The organism is Micrococcus sp. R8502A1, assembly GCF_006704135.1.
GTDB classification, from domain to species: domain Bacteria; phylum Actinomycetota; class Actinomycetes; order Actinomycetales; family Micrococcaceae; genus Micrococcus; species Micrococcus luteus.
Window position 1 is genome coordinate 16643 of record NZ_VIGS01000009.1, and the last position, 18612, is coordinate 35254.

Annotated in this window: 17 protein-coding genes, 1 tRNA gene and 1 pseudogene; 9 read left to right on the plus strand and 10 right to left on the minus strand. The window is 73.2% G+C overall.

Annotation, left to right across the window (positions count from 1 at the left end):
• Positions 1 to 225: 225 nt before the first annotated feature.
• Together FLM69_RS03205 and FLM69_RS03210 are read right to left on the minus strand one after the other, a co-directional pair.
• Positions 226 to 298: transfer RNA gene (locus FLM69_RS03205), tRNA-Ala, on the minus strand.
• A gap of 34 nt (positions 299 to 332) precedes the next feature.
• Positions 333 to 743 (minus strand): VanZ family protein, encoded by a 411-nt coding sequence (locus tag FLM69_RS03210; RefSeq protein WP_043278591.1) that lies wholly within the window; start codon positions 741 to 743, stop codon positions 333 to 335.
• Positions 744 to 1094: 351 nt separating this feature from the next.
• Here FLM69_RS03210 and FLM69_RS03215 point away from each other — a divergent pair.
• Together FLM69_RS03215 and FLM69_RS11430 are read left to right on the plus strand one after the other, a co-directional pair.
• Positions 1095 to 2792, plus strand: a pseudogene (locus FLM69_RS03215) (sodium:solute symporter family protein).
• 34 nt (positions 2793 to 2826) lie between these two features.
• Positions 2827 to 2955: a putative transporter small subunit gene (locus FLM69_RS11430; protein WP_210411798.1), complete on the plus strand. Its 129-nt coding sequence runs from the start codon at positions 2827 to 2829 to the stop codon at positions 2953 to 2955.
• A gap of 263 nt (positions 2956 to 3218) precedes the next feature.
• On the opposite strand, the gene FLM69_RS03220 is transcribed toward FLM69_RS11430, so the two are convergent.
• From FLM69_RS03220 to FLM69_RS03230, 3 genes are read right to left on the minus strand one after another with little or no spacing between them, the layout of a single operon-like run.
• The gene (locus tag FLM69_RS03220; RefSeq protein WP_041102625.1) at positions 3219 to 3914 is read right to left on the minus strand and encodes an LUD domain-containing protein; all 696 of its coding nucleotides are present in this window, start codon (positions 3912 to 3914) and stop codon (positions 3219 to 3221) included.
• A complete protein-coding gene (locus FLM69_RS03225; RefSeq protein ID WP_141843007.1) occupies positions 3911 to 5551 on the minus strand; it encodes a LutB/LldF family L-lactate oxidation iron-sulfur protein in 1641 nt (546 codons plus the stop codon). The genes FLM69_RS03220 and FLM69_RS03225 overlap by 4 nt, the downstream gene beginning before the upstream one ends.
• Positions 5548 to 6411, minus strand: a complete 864-nt coding sequence (locus FLM69_RS03230; protein WP_036339657.1) for a (Fe-S)-binding protein — start codon at positions 6409 to 6411, stop codon at positions 5548 to 5550. Before FLM69_RS03230 ends, FLM69_RS03225 begins: the two co-directional genes overlap by 4 nt.
• 201 nt (positions 6412 to 6612) lie before the next feature.
• On the opposite strand from FLM69_RS03230, the gene FLM69_RS03235 reads away from it, so the two are divergent.
• Complete coding sequence (locus FLM69_RS03235; protein WP_078026224.1) at positions 6613 to 8274, plus strand: L-lactate permease; 1662 nt, start codon at positions 6613 to 6615, stop codon at positions 8272 to 8274.
• A gap of 100 nt (positions 8275 to 8374) precedes the next feature.
• Complete coding sequence (locus FLM69_RS03240) at positions 8375 to 9103, plus strand: FadR/GntR family transcriptional regulator (RefSeq protein WP_002857917.1); 729 nt, start codon at positions 8375 to 8377, stop codon at positions 9101 to 9103.
• A 55-nt stretch (positions 9104 to 9158) separates the two neighbouring features.
• On the opposite strand, the gene FLM69_RS03245 is transcribed toward FLM69_RS03240, so the two are convergent.
• A complete protein-coding gene (locus FLM69_RS03245) occupies positions 9159 to 9656 on the minus strand; it encodes a DUF456 domain-containing protein (protein WP_078026223.1) in 498 nt (165 codons plus the stop codon).
• Between the two features lie 104 nt (positions 9657 to 9760).
• On the opposite strand from FLM69_RS03245, the gene ald reads away from it, so the two are divergent.
• Positions 9761 to 10903: an alanine dehydrogenase gene (gene ald, locus FLM69_RS03250; RefSeq protein WP_078026222.1), complete on the plus strand. Its 1143-nt coding sequence runs from the start codon at positions 9761 to 9763 to the stop codon at positions 10901 to 10903.
• A gap of 36 nt (positions 10904 to 10939) precedes the next feature.
• Here the strand turns inward: ald and pdxT are convergent, their stop codons facing one another.
• From pdxT to FLM69_RS03270, 4 genes are all read right to left on the minus strand, one after another.
• Positions 10940 to 11572: a pyridoxal 5'-phosphate synthase glutaminase subunit PdxT gene (gene pdxT, locus FLM69_RS03255; RefSeq protein ID WP_181743471.1), complete on the minus strand. Its 633-nt coding sequence runs from the start codon at positions 11570 to 11572 to the stop codon at positions 10940 to 10942.
• A complete protein-coding gene (gene pdxS, locus FLM69_RS03260; protein WP_036313496.1) occupies positions 11569 to 12513 on the minus strand; it encodes a pyridoxal 5'-phosphate synthase lyase subunit PdxS in 945 nt (314 codons plus the stop codon). Before pdxS ends, pdxT begins: the two co-directional genes overlap by 4 nt.
• Before the next feature lie 115 nt (positions 12514 to 12628).
• Positions 12629 to 13114 carry a DedA family protein gene (locus FLM69_RS03265; protein WP_041102620.1) on the minus strand — a complete coding sequence of 162 codons (486 nt, stop codon included), beginning with the start codon at positions 13112 to 13114 and terminating at the stop codon, positions 12629 to 12631.
• Positions 13115 to 13165: 51 nt separating this feature from the next.
• Complete coding sequence (locus tag FLM69_RS03270; RefSeq protein ID WP_078026220.1) at positions 13166 to 14011, minus strand: CoA ester lyase; 846 nt, start codon at positions 14009 to 14011, stop codon at positions 13166 to 13168.
• 158 nt (positions 14012 to 14169) lie between these two features.
• Between FLM69_RS03270 and FLM69_RS03275 the strand changes: the two genes are divergently transcribed.
• The 4 genes from FLM69_RS03275 to FLM69_RS03290 all read left to right on the plus strand — a co-directional run bounded on the left by FLM69_RS03275 (position 14170) and on the right by FLM69_RS03290 (position 18588).
• Positions 14170 to 14904: a GerMN domain-containing protein gene (locus FLM69_RS03275; RefSeq protein WP_063188608.1), complete on the plus strand. Its 735-nt coding sequence runs from the start codon at positions 14170 to 14172 to the stop codon at positions 14902 to 14904.
• A gap of 72 nt (positions 14905 to 14976) precedes the next feature.
• Complete coding sequence (locus FLM69_RS03280) at positions 14977 to 16191, plus strand: PLP-dependent aminotransferase family protein (protein ID WP_141843008.1); 1215 nt, start codon at positions 14977 to 14979, stop codon at positions 16189 to 16191.
• Between the two features lie 94 nt (positions 16192 to 16285).
• Entirely contained in the window at positions 16286 to 17884 is a 1599-nt protein-coding gene (locus FLM69_RS03285; protein WP_060974213.1) for a fumarylacetoacetate hydrolase family protein, read from the plus strand.
• Between the two features lie 2 nt (positions 17885 to 17886).
• Positions 17887 to 18588, plus strand: a complete 702-nt coding sequence (locus tag FLM69_RS03290; RefSeq protein WP_063188614.1) for a GntR family transcriptional regulator — start codon at positions 17887 to 17889, stop codon at positions 18586 to 18588.
• Positions 18589 to 18612: the final 24 nt, after the last annotated feature.

An 18612-nucleotide genomic window follows, 5' to 3' on the forward strand; every position in this document is an offset into this window, starting at 1 on the left:
CGGGCCGGGCCGAACGGCCCCGTGCGGGGCGGCAGAAGCGCGACTGACCTGCGGTGAGACGGCCGCATCACGTCCGCGCTGACGTACCCCGGCACTGTAGACACCCGGGGGGTCCCCCCGGAAGCGCCGACCCCCCTCCCGGGTGAGGGCGGGGAAGGCGCACACGCCCCCGTCACGAGAAAGTCCCGGCCCGCGACCTCGAGGATCGCGGACCGGGACGGTCCGTGGAGCTAAGGGGAATTGAACCCCTGACCTTTTCATTGCGAACGAAACGCTCTACCAACTGAGCTATAGCCCCAGGTCATGCCCTCCCGCAGGAGCGCACCGGACCATCATACGCCCGACGCCCCCGATCCTCCAATCCGGCGGCTGCGCGCGGCGACCACGCCGAGCACCACCCCCGCCAGGTCCGCGACGACATCCACCGGGTCCCCCGTCCGCAGCGGCACCCACGCGTGCTGCACGAGCTCACTCACCGGCGCATGCACCGCGAACGGCAGGGCCCACCACGCGCTCCGCCCCCGCCCCACGGCGAGGAACGCGGGCAGCGCGAACACGGCCACGTGGATCGCCTTGTCCAGCCCCGGCACGGCGAACCCGGCCTCCGGCACCTGCTCGCCCGGCAGGTACAGCACCACCAGCTGCACCACGACGGCGACGACCAGCGCCGCCGCCACGGCGCGGCGCCGTCGTCGGGAAGCGGGGGCGGAGGGGGCGGCCGGGGAGCCGGAGGGAACGGTCATCCGCCCATTCTGTCCGGCTTCCGTGCCGGGCGCTCCTGATCCCGACCCCGCTGAAAAGGCTCTATGTTTTTGCCATTTCTGCGCCGACCATGTGAGGATCAGCCCATCCGGGCGGGCTCGTCCCGCCGGGATGCCGGTGTTGACAGCGCCGCCCAGGGCCGAGGGACCGCGATGGCTTGAGCAGAGAGCTCGCCGTTCGTGGACTCGGGACCCGGCGGGATGCCCTCCACCTCCCCGGCCCCTGGCCGCGACGTGATCGGTACGCCACCCTCCGCCCTGCGGAGCCATGCCCGGACCGGACCGCGCCGGGAGATCGGGACGTCCGTAGTCACTCGCGCGAAAGGAAGTTCGATGCCGCCCTCCCAGGACGCAGCATCCCTGACCCAGCTCGGCGTGATCGGGGTGATCCTGCTCGTCGTGCTGTTCTACGGCGGGACCATGATCATGTCCGTGGCCATCTCCAAGAAGAAGGAGAACGCCGACGCCTACATGACGGCGGGCAACCAGATCGGCTTCGGCGTGTCCGCCGCCTCCATGACGGCCACCTGGATCTGGGCCGCCTCCATGTACGCCTCCGTGACCGCCGGCTACACGTACGGCGTCTCCGGCCCCCTCCACTACGGCCTCTGAGGCGCCCTGATGATCCTGTTCATCTACCCGTTCGGCCGCCGCATCCGCGCGGTCGCTCCGCGCGCCCACACCCTCGCCGAGGTCATGTACGCCCGGCACGGCCGCTCGTCGCAGCTCATGCTGGCCGGCTCCAACGTGCTCGGCTCCGTCATCTCCCTGACCTCCAACTTCATCGCCGGCGGCGCCCTGATCTCCCTGCTGTCCCCGCTGTCCTTCGGCGCGGGCATCCTGATCGTGGCCGCGGGCGTGCTGCTGTACACCCTGTGGTCCGGCTTCCGCGCCTCCGTGCTCACCGACTTCGCCCAGGTGATGGCCATGCTCGGCGCGACCGTCATCATCATCCCCGCCGTGTTCTTCGCCGCCGGCGGCCCGGACATGTTCCAGGCCGGCGTCGAGGCGGGCCACGTCACGGCCCAGCAGCAGAGCTTCTTCTCCTCCGACGCGTTCATGAACCAGGGGGCGCCGTACATCGCCGCCGTGCTGGCCTACGCGATCGGCAACCAGACCATCGCCCAGCGCCTCTTCGCCGTGCGTGAGGACCTCATCAAGCCCACCTTCGTCACGGCCACCCTCGGCTACGGCGGCACCGTGATCGGCGTCGGCATGCTCGGCGTCATGGCGCTCTACCTGGGCGTCGAGCCGCTCGACGGCGACGTCAACAACCTCCTGCCGCAGATGGTCGCCGACCACCTGCCGCTGGCGCTCGTGGCCCTGGCGTTCCTGATGATCATCGGCTCGCTGTCCTCCACCGCCGACTCGGACCTGTCCGCCCTCTCGTCGATCGTGATGACGGACGTCTACGGCCAGTCGGTCGGCCGCAAGAACGCCGACCCGAAGACCATGCTGCTGATCGGCCGCATCACCATGATCGTGGCGACGGCGGCGGCCCTGTACTTCGCCACCGCCAAGTTCGACATCCTCGACCTGCTGGTCTTCGTGGGCGCCCTGTGGGGCTGCCTCGTGTTCCCCGTGATCGCGTCCTTCTACTGGGGCAGGATCACCAACGTCGCGTTCACGGTGTCCGTCCTCGCCGCGCTGACCGTGTTCCTGCCCGTGCGCTTCGAGTGGATCCCGATCGAGGGCGCCTGGGCGTTCGTGGTGGAGACCCTCGCGATCCTCGGCGTGGGCGTCGTGCTGTGCATCATGTGCTTCGGCTTCTTCGGCCTGCGCCCGGCGGTCGTGGTCGGCGCGATCGCCTCGGTCGTGATGCTGTTCCTCGGCTACGGCTTCCTGCGGGACTACGCCACCCTCACGGGCTCGCTCGTGGCCTACGCCGTGTCCTTCCTCGTCTGCTGGGGGCTGTCCGTCCGCTCCGGCCAGGACTTCGACTTCGACCGGATCGCGCGCGTGACCGGCGACTTCGACCCCGCGACCGAGGACCTGCCGCAGGTCGAGCGCGCCTCGGCCCCCGTGTCCTGATCCCCCCGTCCCCCGACTCACAAGGAGCATCCGCATGACCGTCGGTCTGACCCTGTACGTCCTGATGTGGCCCGTCCTCGTGCTGGCCGTCCTCGTCTCGATCGCCCGCGGCTTCTTCGCCGACTGGGCCGCGGCCCGCCGCGAGGGCCGCTCGATCATCTGAGGCATCCGCCGGGGGCTGACCGTGACCCTGGTGGTCCTCGCCCTCGACACGGTCGTCCGCCTGACCCCCGCCGAGACCTCGGCCGCCCTCCCGGGCATCGCCGGGCTCGGGCACATGCTCGTGACCGCCGGTCTCGCGCTGCTGTTCGTCGCCCTGTACAGCGGCGTACGGGAGCGTCAGGACCGCCTCGAGACGGGCCGCGCCGGCGGCGCCGTCGTCGAAGGGGGTCTGACCCGCCCGATCCCTGCCCGACTGCGCCCGCGTCAGCGAGCGCGGTCGAGCAGGATCACGTCCAGGCGGCGCGGCCCGTGCACGCCTTCGACACGCTCGAGCTCGATGTCGCTCGTGGCCGAGGGCCCGGAGATCATGGTGATCGGCGCCGTCGCCTCCACGCGGGCCAGCGCCTCCGGGAAGAGCTCCACCACGGAGTCCAGCGGCACGATGCACACGTGGTGGTCCGGGACCAGGGTGATCGCCCGGCGGCCCTCGTCCGGGCGGCCGCTGAGGAAGATCGTCCCGGTCTCCGCGCAGGAGACCGTCGAGGACGTCACCACCGCGTCCACCTCGTTCAGCGCGTCCACGTTGAGGGGCTCGCGCTCGCCGTCGTGGGCGCCGCGGACCGCGGCCCGCTCCCCCGTGTGACCCACCGCGGGCTCCGTGATGCGCTCCCGGCCGGCCCCGCGCGAGTCCGCGGGGAGCCAGTCAGGCTCCAGACCGGCCGGCACCACGTACCGGGCGTCCGGGCCGAGCAGCTCGGCGATGGCCGCGGCCACCGTCTCCTCGGTCTCGTCCCGCACGGAGGCGCGGTAGTCGATCAGCCGATCGCGCAGCATCTCCACCACCTCGGCCCGGTCCCGGGAGGAGGTCCGCCGGTAGGTGCGCTGCACCGGGTCCGCGACCGGCCCGTCCGCCGTCGCCTCGCGGATGCGCCGCAGGATCTCGGCCTTCGCCTCGCTCATCGTCCGTCCTCCTCGACGTGCTCGTCCTCCGGCCGGTCCAGCCCGGTGACGCCGTCCATGGCGACTCGGTGCTCGGTCTCATCCTTGTGGCGGGCCCACCAGTTGCGGAAGGACTCCCGCGGGGGCGCCGGCACGTCGCGCTCGTCGGTCCAGCCGCCGGCGATGCCCGGCAGCCAGCCGAGCACCCGGTCCGGCCCGGCCGCGACCCGGCCCAGCCCCAGGCCCCGCTCGGCCAGCGACATGCGCCGACCCGAGGACATCACCACGGAGGCGCCCTTCATCGCCACGTCCATCTGCGAGGGCGTGACGGACTCCACCGCCGCCTTGGCGCGGGCCAGGGGGCCGGCAGCGGCGTCCTTCTCCGTGCGCAGGGCCTTCCGGGCGGCGTGGGTGGCCTGCACGTCCTCGTCCCGGAGGTGGATGAGGATCGAGGGGATGTCGATGGCCACGGGGCACACGTCGTAGCACGCCCCGCACAGCGTGGAGGCGTAGGGCAGGGTGCCGTTCTCCCCCGCGTCCACACCGGTGAGCTGCGGGGAGAGGATCGCGCCGATCGGGCCCGGGTAGACCGAGCCGTAGGCGTGGCCGCCGGTCTGCTCGTACACGGGGCACACGTTCATGCACGCCGAGCAGCGGATGCAGTGCAGCGCGGAACGGCCCTTCGGGTCGGACAGCACCGCGGAGCGGCCGTTGTCCAGCAGGACCAGGTGGAACTCCTGGGGACCGTCGCCCTCGGTGACGCCCGTCCACATGGAGGTGTACGGGTTCATCCGCTCGCCCGTGGACGAGCGCGGCAGCAGCTGCAGGAACACCTCGAGGTCCTCGAAGGTGGGCACGAGCTTCTCGATGCCCATCACGGTGATCAGCGTCTCCGGCAGGGTCAGGCACATGCGGCCGTTGCCCTCCGACTCGACGACGGAGAGCGTGCCCGTCTCGGCGACGCCGAAGTTCGCCCCGGAGATCGCCACCTTCGTGCTCAGGAACTTCTCGCGCAGGTGTCGGCGTGCGGCCTCGGCCAGGTCGGCCGGCTCGGAGGTGAGGCTCTCGTCCGTCTCCGGCATCTCCCGGAGGAAGATGTCCCGGATCTCCCGGCGATTGCGATGGATCGCCGGGACGAGGATGTGGCTGGGCCGGTCGTGGCCGAGCTGGACGATGAGCTCGGCCAGGTCCGTCTCGACGGCGGCCACGCCGGCATGCTCGAGCGCGGCGTCCAGGCCGATCTCCTGGGTGGCCATGGACTTGACCTTGATCACCTCGTCCACGCCCTTGGCGGTGACGAGCTCCGTGATGATGCGGTTGGCCTCGGCCGCGTCCCGGGCCCAGTGCACGACGCCGCCGCGCGCGGTGACCTCGGACTCGAGCCGCTCCAGGAGCGCGGGCAGGTCCGCCATGACGGACTGCTTCAGCGCGGAGCCGGCGGCGCGCAGCTCCTGCCAGTCCGGCAGCTCCTCGACGACGCCGGCACGCTTGGCACGGATGGTGTGCGTGGCCCGGCGGATGTTGGCGCGCATCTGGCCGTTCCCCAGCTGCTCGCGGGCAGACTCGGGGAACGGGGTGTTCAGCAGGATCTCGCCCTCGCCGTGGACGGGGCGGACGGTGGGCATTCCCAGGCGCACGCGGGTGGGTGCGGTGCTCATCGGCGGGCCTCCTCAACACGGGCGGACGGTCCGCGGCGGGCGCCGGCGGACGCGGGGATGGACAGTTCGACGGGGCCGTCGACCTCGAGCGGGTTCTCCCGGGTGGCCGCGAGGATCTCGGCGAGGTGCACGGTGCGCAGCGGGCGGCCGTCCTGGCCGCGCGCCTCTCGACGGTGCATGGCCCCGTCCAGGTGGAGCAGGCAGGACGCGTCGCCGCCCGTGCAGAGGGAGGCGCCGGACGCGGTGACCTTCTCGATCTTCTCCTCCGCGATGGCGGCGGAGACGTCCGGGTTCTTCAGGGAGAAGGTGCCGCCGAAGCCGCAGCACTCCTCGGCGTCCGGCAGCGGGCGCAGGTCGATGTCCGCGACGGTGCGCAGCAGGTCCTCCTGGCGCGAGCCCAGGCGCAGCAGGCGCATGCCGTGGCAGGAGGGGTGGTAGGTCACGGTGTGCGGGAACCAGGAGCCGAGCTGGGCCCCGGCGTCCGTCACCCCGAGGACGTCCGTGAGCAGCTGCGACAGCTCGAGGGTGCGGGAGGCGACGACCTCGGCGTCGCGGGCCAGACCCTCGTCCCCGCCGGAGCGGGCGACGTCCGGCTGCTGGTGGCCGAGCGAGGCCACGCAGGAGGCGGAGGGGGCGACGGCGAGGTCGTAGTCGGCCTTCATGAAGGTGCGGACGTGGTTGCGCACGACGGGCAGGGCGTCCTCCATGTATCCGCTGTTGACGTGCATCTGCGAGCAGCAGACCTGGCCGGGCGGGAAGACGACCTCATGGCCGAGCCGCTCGAGGATGCGGACGGTGGCGAGGGCCACCTTGGGGTACATCGCGTCCACGATGCACGTGGCGAACAGGGCGATTCTCATGCCGGTCTCCGTTCCGGACGGGGCGCCTGGGGCGCCGTGCGGTGCGGCAGCACACGGGTGCCGTAGTGGTCAGACCATATCATGCCAGCCGCTTGCGAGGTGACCGCCCTCACAGTACGCTCCTTGGTCTGACCACAGTGGTCCGACCATCACCGGCCCGACCGGATCCCGCCCCGTCCCCTCGCCCACCGGGAGACCCCCGTGCACACCTTCACCCCCACCCCCGATGCCGCCGGCAGCGTCGCGCTCTCCGCCGCGCTCGGCGTCCTGCCCCTGCTGACGTTCTTCGCCACCCTCCTCGGTCTGCGCCTCAAGGCCTGGCAGTCGGGGCTCGCCGCGCTCGTGGTGGCCCTGCTCGTGGCCGTGCTGGGCTTCCACATGCCGGCCCACCTGGCGGCGCTGGCCGCCGCCCAGGGAGCGACCTTCGGCCTGTTCCCGATCGTCTGGATCGTCGTGATGGCGCTGTGGTTCTACCAGGTCACCGTGCTCTCCGGGCGATTCGACGACATGCGCGCGATCTTCGACTCGCTCGGCGGCGGAGACATCCGCATCCAGGCCGTGCTCATCGCGTTCTGCTTCGGCGGCCTGCTCGAGGCCCTCGCCGGCTTCGGCGCCCCCGTGGCCATCACGGCCACCATGGTGCTCGGCCTGGGTGTGCCCCCGCTGCGGGCGGCCACCGCCGTGCTGCTGGCGAACACCGCGCCCGTGGCCTTCGGCGCCGTGGGCACCCCCATCACCACCGCGGGCACGCTCACCGGCATCCCCGCCACGCACATCGGCGCGATCGTCGGCCACCAGGCCCCGTTCGTGGCCGTGTTCGTGCCGTTCCTGCTCGTGTTCATCATCGACGGGCTGCGCGGCGTGCGGCAGACGTGGCCGGCACTGATCGTGATCGGCGCGAGCTTCGCCGTCGCCATCTGGCTGGCCTCGACCCACTTCTCCTACGAGCTCACCGACGTCGTGGCCTCCCTGGTCTCCCTCGCCGCCGCCGTCCTGCTGCTGCGCTTCTGGCGGCCGCGGGGCGCCGAGGAGGCCCGCCAGCGCCTCGACGCCCCCGCCCGCGCGGCGGCGCAGGACCTCACCCCCGGCCGGATCTTCATGGCCGTGCTGCCCTACATCGTGGTCGTGGCCGTGTTCGCCCTGGCCAAGCTGGTCCCCTCGATCACCGCGGCCCTGAACTCCGCCACCGCCAAGATCCCGTGGCCCGGGCTCGACGGGCACCTCGTCGACGCCTCCGGCGCGCCCCTGGCGAGCACCGTGTACAAGTTCGAGTGGCTGGCCTCCCCCGGCACGCTGCTGCTGATCGCCGGCCTGATCATGGCCGTGGTCTACTCCCGGTTCGACCACGACGGCCGGTTCCCGCTCTCGGTGGGGAACGCGCTCGCCGAGATCGGCCGCTGCTTCGCCCGCATGCGCTGGTCCGCCCTGACGATCGTGATCGTGCTCTCCCTGGCCTACGTCATGAACTTCTCGGGCCAGACGGTCGCCATGGGCACGTGGGTGGCCGGCCTGGGCGCGGCCTTCGTGTTCCTGTCCCCGGTGCTCGGCTGGCTCGGCACCGCCGTGACCGGCTCGGACACCTCCGCGAACGCCCTGTTCTCCACCCTGCAGCAGACCGCCGCCACGAACATCGGCGCCGATCCGGCCCTGCTGGTGGCCGCCAACACCTCCGGCGGCGTCGTGGGCAAGATGATCTCCCCGCAGTCCCTGGCGATCGCCGCGACGGCGGTCGGCATGGAGGGCCGGGAGTCCGAGATCCTGCGCCGCGTGGTGGTGTGGTCGCTCGTGCTCCTGCTGGCGGTGTGCACGCTCGTGTACCTGCAGTCCAACGTGCTGGCGTGGATGCTGCCGGCGGCGGGCTGACCGCCTGCACCACCCGAGCGGGGCGGCGTCCGTCGGTAGGATGGACGGTCGCCGCCCCGCCCCCTCGGGTCGCCGCCCCGCCCCCTCGGAAGGTCCGTCCATGACCGCTGCCCCCGCCTACACCATCGTGCTCGACTGGCTCGAGGCCGAGCTGCGCTCCGGCGCCGTGGTCGTGGGGGACAAGCTGCCCGGCGAACGCACCCTGGCCGAACGCTTCGGCATCTCCCGGGCGTCCGTGCGGGAGGCCACCCGGATGCTCGAGGCCATGGGCCTGATCCGCGCCAGCGCCGGCTCCGGGCCGAACTCGGGGGCCGTCGTCGTCTCCGAGCCGTCCGCGGCGCTGGGCTGGGCGCTGCGCCTGCACATCGCCACCCGGTCCCTGCCGATGGCCGACGTCGTCGCCGCGCGCGTGCTCCTCGAGACCGATGCGGCGCAGGCGGCCGCCGCCACCTCCGGCGACCCCGAGAGCGTCGCCGTCCTGGCCGAGGTGGAAACCCTGCTGGACCGGATGGACGACCCCGCGCTGCCGGAAGAGGACTTCCACCTGCTCGACACCGAGTTCCATGTGCGGCTGGCCACCCTGGGCGGGAACGTCGTGACGGCGATGATGCTGGACTCCCTGCGCCAGGCGACCATCGGCTACGTGACCGAGACCGTGGCCGGGCTGTCCGACTGGCCCGCCGTGCGCGCCGGCCTGCAGGCCGACCATCGGCGGATCCTCGCCGCCTCCGCCGCCGGGGACGGCCGGGCGGCCGCGCAGGAGCTGCGGGAGCACGTCCTCGGCTTCGCCGCCCTCGCCCAGGCCGGCAGGGTGCCCGCCGGCGGCTGAGCCGGCGAAGGGTCCGGCGCGCGCGGGGTCCCGCCGGACGGACGGCTCCGGCGGTTCAGGCGGTGAGGCCGTGCACCAGGGCGCCCACGCCCACGGCGGTCAGCGAGCCCAGCGCGCAGCAGAACTCCACGAGCATGCCCACACCCATGGCCGTGAGCGCGCCGATCGAGCTGCTCAGGGCGGCCCGGGCGTCCCGGGTGCGGGCCCACTGGGAGGCGAACAGGCCGACGGCGAAGCCGAGGAACAGACCCACCACCGGGATCACGAAGAACCCGACGGCGGCGCCGGCCACCCCCCACAGGATCGGGCCGCGGGTGACGCGTTCACGTCGCAGCCGTCGGCCGGTCAGCACCGCGGACGCGCTCAGCCCCGCCACGGCGAGACCGGCCGCGATGACGCCGAACGTCCAGGACGCGGGGGAGCCCAGCAGCGCGGCCCAGCCGAGAGCCGTCACGAGGTTGAGCAGCGAGCCGGGCAGGACGGGATACACGGTGCCCACCAGCCCCACCAGGAGCAGGAGCACGGCCACGAGGGAGATCAGCGCGGGAGTCACCGCACCAGTATGACGGGACGGGCACCGCGGTGACGGCGGCACCGCGACCGCGCAGCGGCCCCCGCGCCCTCGCTGGAACGTGCCGGATGGGCTAGATTCGCCGCATGTTGGTCGCCGTGCCCACCGAAGTGAAGAACAACGAGTTCCGTGTGGCCCTGACGCAGGGCGGGGTCCAGGAGCTGGTGCGAGCGGGCCACCAGGTCCTCGTGCAGTCGGGGGCCGGCGCCGGCTCCGGCGCCTCGGACCAGGACTACCGCGACGCCGGCGCCGAGCTGGTCGACGACGTCGACGAGCTCTGGGAGCGCGCCGAGCTGGTCCTCAAGGTCAAGGAGCCGCAGCCGGAGGAGTACGGCCGCCTGCGCCGCGGCCAGGTCCTCTTCACCTACCTGCACCTGGCCGCCTCCCCCGCGTGCACGCGGGCGATCCTGGACGCCGGCACGACGGCGATCGCCTACGAGACGGTCACCCGCGGCCGCTCCCTGCCGCTGCTGGCCCCCATGAGCCAGGTGGCCGGCCGCCTGGCCCCCGCCGCGGGCGCCTACCACCTCCTCCAGCCGCAGGGCGGCTCGGGTGTGCTGATGGGCGGCGTGCCCGGCACCCGCCGCGCCCGGGTGGCCGTGATCGGCGGAGGTGTGGCCGGCGAGGCGGCGGCCGTGATCGCCGCGGGCATGGGCGCGGACGTGACCGTCCTGGACATCTCCCTCGAGCGGCTCGCGCAGCTGGACGCCGTCCACCAGGGCCGGATCCGCACGCTGGCCTCGTCCCACCTGAACATCGGTGAGACCGTGGCGGACGCGGACCTCGTGATCGGCTCCGTGCTGATCCCCGGCGCCGCGGCCCCGAAGCTGGTGACCGCCGAGATGGTGGAGTCCATGCGGCCCGGCTCGGTGCTGGTGGACATCGCGATCGACCAGGGCGGCTGCTTCGAGAACTCGCGGGCCACCACCCACCAGGACCCGACGTACCTCGTGGGGGACAAGATCTACTACTGCGTCTCCAACATGCCCGGCGCCGTGCCCCAGACCTCCACCTCGGCCCTGACCAACGCGACGCTGCCCTACATCAAGCGCATCGCCGACCTCGGATGGCGCGCCGCGCTGGCCGCGGACGAGGGCTTCGCCGGGGGCCTCAACGCGCACGACGGCGTCCTCACCCTGCCCTCCGTCGCCACGGCCGTGGCCGACGAGCTCGGCCTGGACCCCCGGAAGGACGTCCGCGTCACCTCCGAGGTGCTCGCGGAGGCCTGAGCCCCGCGCCCGTCGCGCGCGGGGCAGGCCGGCCGCTCAGAGCCCCGCGAGGAACGCCCGGTGGAAGGACCAGTCGCCGGTCACCTCGGGGTGGAAGGCCGTGGCGAGCAGGTGGCCCTGCCGCACGGCCACGGGCAGCCGCGCGTCGCCGTCGAGCCCCGGGTCCGCCGCGGGCACGGACAGACGCGACGCCGGCACGCTCGCCAGGACCTCGACGCCCTCCCCCGCCTGGAGGACGGCGGGGGCGCGGATGAACACGGCGTGCACCGGCTCCGCCGCGACCGCGGGGATGTCCAGGTCCTCCTCGAACGAGTCGACCTGCGCGCCGAACGCATTGCGCCGCACGGCCACGTCCAGCACGCCGAGCCCGCCCTGATCCGGCGCCGGGTTGCGGATCTCGCGGGCCAGCATGATCAGCCCCGCGCACGTGCCGTAGGCGGGCAGCCCGTCGCGGAGGGCGGCGATGAGCGGGTCCCTCATCCCCATGATCCGGGCGAGGCGGTCCATCACGGAGGACTCGCCGCCGGGCAGCACGATGCCGTCCAGACCCTCGAGGTCCGCGGGGCGGCGCACCGGGCGCGTGCGCGCGCCGAGGGACTCGAGCACGTGCACGTGCTCCCGCACGTCGCCCTGGAGGGCGAGCACGCCGACGGTCTTCTGTGGACTCACCAGCCGCGCTCGGCCAGGCGGTGCGGGGCGGGCAGGTCGCCCACGTTGATGCCCACCATGGCCTCGCCCAGGCCGCGGGAGGCCTCGGCGACCGCCATCGGGTCGTCGAACTGGGCGGTGGCCTTGACGATGGCGCGGGCACGCTCGGCCGGGTTGCCGGACTTGAAGATGCCGGAGCCCACGAACACGCCGTCGGCGCCCATCTGCATCATCAGGGCCGCGTCGGCCGGGGTGGCCACGCCGCCGGCGGTGAACATCACGACGGGCAGGGCGCCGGTCTCGGCGACCTCGCGCACCAGTTCGTACGGCGCCTGCAGCTCCTTCGCGGCCACGTACAGCTCGTCCTGGGCCAGGCCCTGGAGCTGGGCGATCTCCTTGCGGATGGTGCGGATGTGCTTCACGGCCTCGGAGACGTCGCCGGTGCCGGCCTCGCCCTTGGACCGGATCATGGCCGCGCCCTCGGTGATGCGGCGCAGGGCCTCGCCGAGGTTGGTGGCGCCGCACACGAAGGGCACGTCGAAGTCCCACTTGTCGATGTGGTTCACGTAGTCCGCCGGGGAGAGCACCTCGGACTCGTCGATGAAGTCCACCTTGAGCGCCTGCAGCACCTGGGCCTCCACGAAGTGGCCGATGCGCGCCTTGGCCATCACGGGGATGGACACGGCTTCGACGATGCCGTCGATCAGGTCGGGGTCGGACATGCGGGCCACGCCGCCCTGGGCGCGGATGTCGGCTGGGACCCGCTCGAGCGCCATGACGGCCACGGCGCCGGCGTCCTCGGCGATGCGCGCCTGCTCCGCGTTGACGACGTCCATGATCACGCCGCCCTTCATCATGTCCGCCAGGCCGCGCTTGACGCGGGTCGTGCCGGTGCCGCGGGCGCCGTCGTCGGCGGCGGAGGCGGTGGAGGCGGAGAAGCTGCGGGCGCGCTCGTCGCTCATGGTGGTCCTTCCGAAGGGGTGGCGGCCCCGGCCGCGGGGCGGCTGGCCGGGGCGAAGACGCGGTCAACTCTAGTCCCCCGGCGGCGAAGCCCGGCCCGCGTCACGGACGACGACGTCACCCGGCCCCGTGCCGGCGCAGCGTGCGGCGTCGGCGCCAGACGACGAACGCGGCCACGGCCGCGAGGATCAGCACGAGGGCGAGGACGCCCCGGCCCTCTCCGAGCGCCGCGCCGATGACGGCCCAGACCACGGCCATCCCGACGGTCCCGTACACCACGCCCCACAGGAACGTGCCGAGCGCGGCCGCCGGCAGGAACCGGCGCCAGGGCATGCGGGCGACGCCGGCGGAGCCGATCACCGCCGTCTGGATGCCCACCGTGAGGTAGCAGAATGGGATGGCCCACACCCCGTGGCGCTGGATGAAGCGCTGGGCTCGGACATAGACGGGCCCCTCCATCACGCGGGCGAACCAGCGGGTCCGCTCGACGCCGGAGGCCAGCCCCCGCCCGAGCGAGAACACGATCAGGGTGCGCAGGATCGCCAGCATCCAGAAGAACCCGATGGACCACAGCAGCGGCAGCCCGTCGATCCACGCCATCATGGGCGGAGCCACCCGTCGGTGCGGGGACTCATGCGCGCGCCCCGGCCGTGCTCACGCGTTCCAGAGCCCGTACGAGTCCGCGAGGTCCGCGATCTTCTGGGCGCGCAGCACGCGGGGCAGGTACGAGCCGTCGCCGACGGCGGCGCCCTGCGCGTGCTTCTCGAGCAGGTCGCGGGCCCACGCGAGCTCGTCCTCGGACGGGGACATCGCCCGGTTGACCCAGTCCACCTGATCCCGGTTCAGGACGAGGCGGCCGGTCATGCCCATCGAGGCGGTGACGGCGCTGGACTCGATGACCGCGTCCTCACCGTCCGTGTTGCCGGGCGGTCCGTCGATCGCCCCGGGCAGACCGCCCACGCGGGAGGCGATCACCATGCGGGAGCGGGCGTAGGCCATGGCCAGCGGGTCCTCGCCGACGCCGACGTCCTTGCGGAAGTCGTTCACGCCGAAGGCGAGACGGAACGTGCCCGGCGCCTTGGCCACGGCCGTGGCGTTCTCGATGCCCAGGGCGGACTCCAGCAGGGCGATCACCGGGGTGCCGGCGCGCAGCCGCATGGCGGTGAACGTGACCTGCTCCGGCTCCTTGGTCTCGGCCAGCACGACGCCGCGCACGCCGTCGAGGCCCGCGAGCGCCTCGAGGTCCCGCTGCCAGTGGTCCGTGGAGGTCGCGGAGATGCGCACCCACGCCGTCATGCCGCCGGAGAGGGCGTCCACGACGTGCCGGCGGGCCGCGTCCTTCTGCTCCTCCGGCACGGCGGCCTCGAGGTCGAAGATGACGGAGTCGGCCTCGGAGGCCAGGGCGGGGGCGAACGCGTCGGGGGTGGCCGCGTTGACCAGCAGCCAGGAGCGGCTGAGCTTGGCGGGCAGGGCGGCGGCGCGACGGTTCCTCACGGGCATGGCCTCCAGCCTAGCCCGCCGCGGCCGTCCGCCCGCGGGCCCCTTCCCACCCGTGGGAGGCCTCACACCCGCTCGCGGCGGGCGAGGCGGACGGCCGTAGCATGGAGGGGCCGTCGGCCCGTCCGACGCCGCCGAGCCCCGACCGCCAGGAGTACCCGATGCGCCCGCCCTCCCCTCCCCGCGCCCTGCGGCTCATGGGTGCCGTGGCCGCCGCGTGCCTGCTGGCCGGCTGCGCGGTCGACCCCGGCCTGGCCGAGGACTCGGCGTCCGACGACGGCGTGCCCCTGCCCGCGACGGAGGGGTACCAGCCGCTGACGGTCTACCTCGCCGTCGCGGAGACGGAGGCGGTCCCGGGGACGAGCGGCCGGCCCTTCGGCTGCGGCGACCTGCTGGTTCCCGTGCAGACCGTGCCGACGGACACCGAGGACGAGGCGGACGCCGCGCTGGACTTCCTGTTCGCGGACGAGCAGGGCTGGCACGGCGACCCGTCGCTGTGGAACGCCGTGTTCGACGCGCGCGAGACCCTCACCCCGACCGGGCACCGCCGCGAGGGCGACGTGGAGATCTTCACCTTCACCGGCACCGTGACGCCGGAGGACGACTGCACGGCCGAGCGGATCCGCGCCCAGCTGCAGGCGACCGCCGCCGCCTTCACGTCAGCGGGACAGGTCCGGCTCGAGGTGGACGGCCGGGACCTCGACGACGTGTTGGGGCTCGAGCCGCTCCGCCTCGGCGAGTCCGTGGACGTCCCGCAGGGGGAGCCCACGCCGAGTGGGGAGCCGAGCGACGGATCCGGCGGGCAGACGTGGGCGCCGGAGGGCGAGTCGTCCTGGGGTCCCGCCGAGCCGACCCAGGGCACGTGGTCCCCCGCCCAGGAGCCGAGCGCCCCCTGACCGCGCGACCCGCCGTCGTCGCCCGTCATCGGACCTTCGGGCACGGCCGCGCCGTGCTATAGGGTGCCGAGCGTGCGGAACCTCCGAGATCACCTGTCCCAGCGCGCCGTCGGCGTGAAGCAGTCCGCGGTCCGCGACGTCTTCGACATCGCGATGGACCCGAACCTCATCTCGCTCGCGGGCGGGAACCCGTGGCTCGCCGACCTGCCCCTCGACGAGCTGGGCCGGATCGCCTCCGACCTGATGACCCGGTTCGGCACGGAGTCCCTGCAGTACGGCCCGGGCCAGGGCACCGAGGAGATGCGTGCCGCCGCGACCGCCGTGATGGCCGCCGACGGCATCCCGGACGCGGATCCCGAGCTCGTGGTCATCACCCCCGGCTCGCAGGCCGCGATCGACACCGCCTGCCGGGCGTTCGCGAACCCGGGCGACGTCGTCGTGGTGGAGGACCCCACATTCGTGGGCGCGTTGACCACCTTCACCACCTGGCAGCTCGAGGCCGTGGCCACGGGCACCGACGACCACGGCCTCGTGCCCGCGGCCCTCGACGAGACCCTGACCCGCCTGGCCGCCGAGGGCCGCCGCGTGGCCTTCCTCTACACGATCCCCTCGTTCGCGAACCCCTCGGGCGCCCTGCTGCCCCCGGGCCGCCGCGCCGAGGTGGGCGCGATCTGCGAGAAGCACGGCGTGCTCATCGTGGAGGACAACCCGTACGGGCAGATCGCGTTCGACGGCGAGCCCGTCGCCCCGATCGCCGCCGACCACCGGGACAACGTGGTCCACCTCGGCACGATGTCCAAGATCTTCTCCCCGGGCGTGCGCATCGGCTGGGCGCTCGTGCCGGCCGCGCTCAAGCGCGAGTTCTACCTGTGCGCGGAGTCGGCCTACATCCACGCGTCCACGTACTCGCAGATGCTCTCCACCGCCTTCGTCACGCAGCTGGACTGGCAGGGCCACGTCCGCCACGTGACCGGGCTGTACCGCGAGCGGGCCGGGGCGCTCGTGGACGCGGTGCGTGAGCACTGGGACCCAGGGGTCGAGTTCATCACCCCGCAGGGCGGCTTCTTCCTGTGGGCCACCCTGCCGACCGGGGTGGACACCCTCGAGGTGATGCACCGCGGCATCGAGGCGGGCGCGGTGTTCGTGCCGGGGGCGGCCTTCACCCCCGTCGAGGGCACGCACTCCACCCTGCGCCTGGCGTACTCGTTCGTGGACGCCGAGAAGCTCGTGGAGGGCGTGCGGCGCCTGGCCCCGGCGGTGAACGAGTCGATCGCCCGGGCCCGCTGAGCCGCAGCGGGCGCCCACAACGACGTCGGCCCGGCGCGTCTGCCGGGCGTGCGACCTCTTCCCCGGGCCCGCGAGATCGTATACGATCTCGACCATGACGCAGAGCACACCGGATCCCACGCCCACCGTCACCGAGCACGACTTCACCGTCCGGGAGAACCGGCCGGGCAAGGTGCTCGCCGTCCACCTGAACTACCCCTCCCGCATCGCCCAGCGCGGCCGGTCCCCGCAGGCCCCCGGCTACTTCCTCAAGGCCGGCACCTCCCTCGCCCGCACCGGCGACACCATCGAGCGCCCCGCCGGCACCGAGCTGCTCGCCTACGAGGGCGAGATCGCGCTGATCATCGGCCGCACCGCCCGGCGCGTCAGCCCGAAGGAGGGCTGGTCGCACGTCTCCGGCATCACCGCCGCCAACGACTGGGGCCTCTACGACCTCCGCCACGCGGACAAGGGCTCCAACGTCAAGAACAAGTCCGGCGACGGCTACACCCCGCTCGGCCCCGCGGTGATCTCCGCCGCGGGCCTGGACCCGGCCGCCCTGCGCGTGCGCACCTGGGTCAACGGCGAGATCGTCCAGGACGACACCACCGAGGGCCTCGTCTTCCCGTTCGGCCGGCTCGTGGCCGACCTCTCGCAGCTCATGACGCTCGAGGAGGGCGACGTCATCCTCACCGGCACCCCCGCCGGCTCCTCCGTGGCCCAGCCGGGCGACGTCGTCGAGGTGGAGGTGGACGCCCCCAGCGCCCCCGGCGCACCGACCACCGGCCGCTTGGTGACGACGGTCGTCGACTCGGAGCACTCCCTGGCCCCGTTCGGCGCGCAGCCGCAGGTGGACGACGTGCAGCGCGAGGAGGCCTGGGGCTCCCGCGAGGCCGCCGGTCTGGCCCCGCAGGCCGCGGCGCCGTCGTCGTCCGCGGTGGACGAGAACGGCCACTGGGTCGCGAGCGCCCCGCAGCCGGACCGCTCCCTGCTGACCCCCGAGCTGCGCGCCAAGATCGACGCCATCGCGGTGGCCACCCTCACCGCCCAGCTGCAGAAGCGCGGCGTCCAGAACGCGACCATCGACGGCCCGCGCCCGATCCACCGGGGTCGGCGCGTCCTCGGCTACGCCAAGACCCTGCGCTACATCCCCAAGCGCGAGGACCTGGCCAAGGAGTTCGGCGGCGGCTTCAACGCCCAGAAGCGGGCGATCGACTCGGTGCAGCCGGACGACGTGGTGGTCATGGAGGCCCGTGGCGAGCACGGCACCGGCACCCTCGGGGACGTCCTGGCCCTGCGCGCCCAGGTGAACGGCGCGAACGCCGTGATCACGGACGGCGGCATCCGCGACTCCGCCGCCGTCGCCGAGGTCGGCCTCCAGGTGTACGCCGGCGCCACGCACCCGGCGGTGCTGGGCCGCCGTCACATCCCGTGGGAGGTCGGCGGCACCATCGCCTGCGGCGGCACCACCGTGCAGCCCGGCGACATCATCGTCGGCGACGACGACGGTGTGGTGGTCATCCCGCCGTCCCTGCTCCAGGAGGTTGTGGACGACGCCTACGAGCAGGAGCTCCAGGACGCCTGGGCGTACGAGCAGGTCAAGGCCGGCTACCCGGTGGACGGGATGTTCCCCCCGAACGCCGAGTGGAAGGCCAAGTTCGCCGAGTACCGCAAGACCCTGCCGGACGCCCCGGCCCCGGAGGGCGACGCCTGAGCATGCGCCGCACGGACATCGGAACGGTCGGCCTCGCAGGCGCCCCCGTCTCCAAGGCGGACCGCGCCTACCAGGCGATCCTCGAGGGGATCCGGGACCAGCGCCACGAGCCGGGCGACCGGCTGGTGCTGTCCCAGATCGCCGCGGAGCTGGGCATGTCCGTGGTGCCCGTGCGGGAGGCGATCCGCCGCCTGCAGTCCGAGAAGCTGGTGGCCTACGAGCGCAACGTGGGCGCCACCGTGGTGGGCATCGACCCAGTCGAGTACCGCCACACCATGGAGACGCTGGCGCTGGTGGAGGGGTTCTCCACCGCCCAGTGCGCCCCGCACGTGACCGCCGAGGACCTCGCGGCGGCCCGCGAGGTGAACGCGACCATGCGCGCGATGACGGAGTCGGAGAAGGCCTGGGACCCGGTGGCGTTCACCGAGCTCAACCGCCGCTTCCACTCGATCCTGTTCGAGCATCACCAGAACGAGCACGTGCACGACCTGGTGCACCGCGGCTGGAACCGCCTGGCCGCGCTGCGCTCCTCCACGTTCGCGTACGTGCCCGGTCGGGCGGTGGCCTCCGTGGACGAGCACGAGCACCTGCTGCGCCTGATCGAGGACGGGGCGCGCTTCGAGGAGATCGAGGCCGCCGCCCGCGCCCACCGCCTGAACACCCTGCACGCCTACCTGGAGCACAGCGCCGAGCCGTCCGCGTGACCGCCGGCCGGACCGGCGCCGACG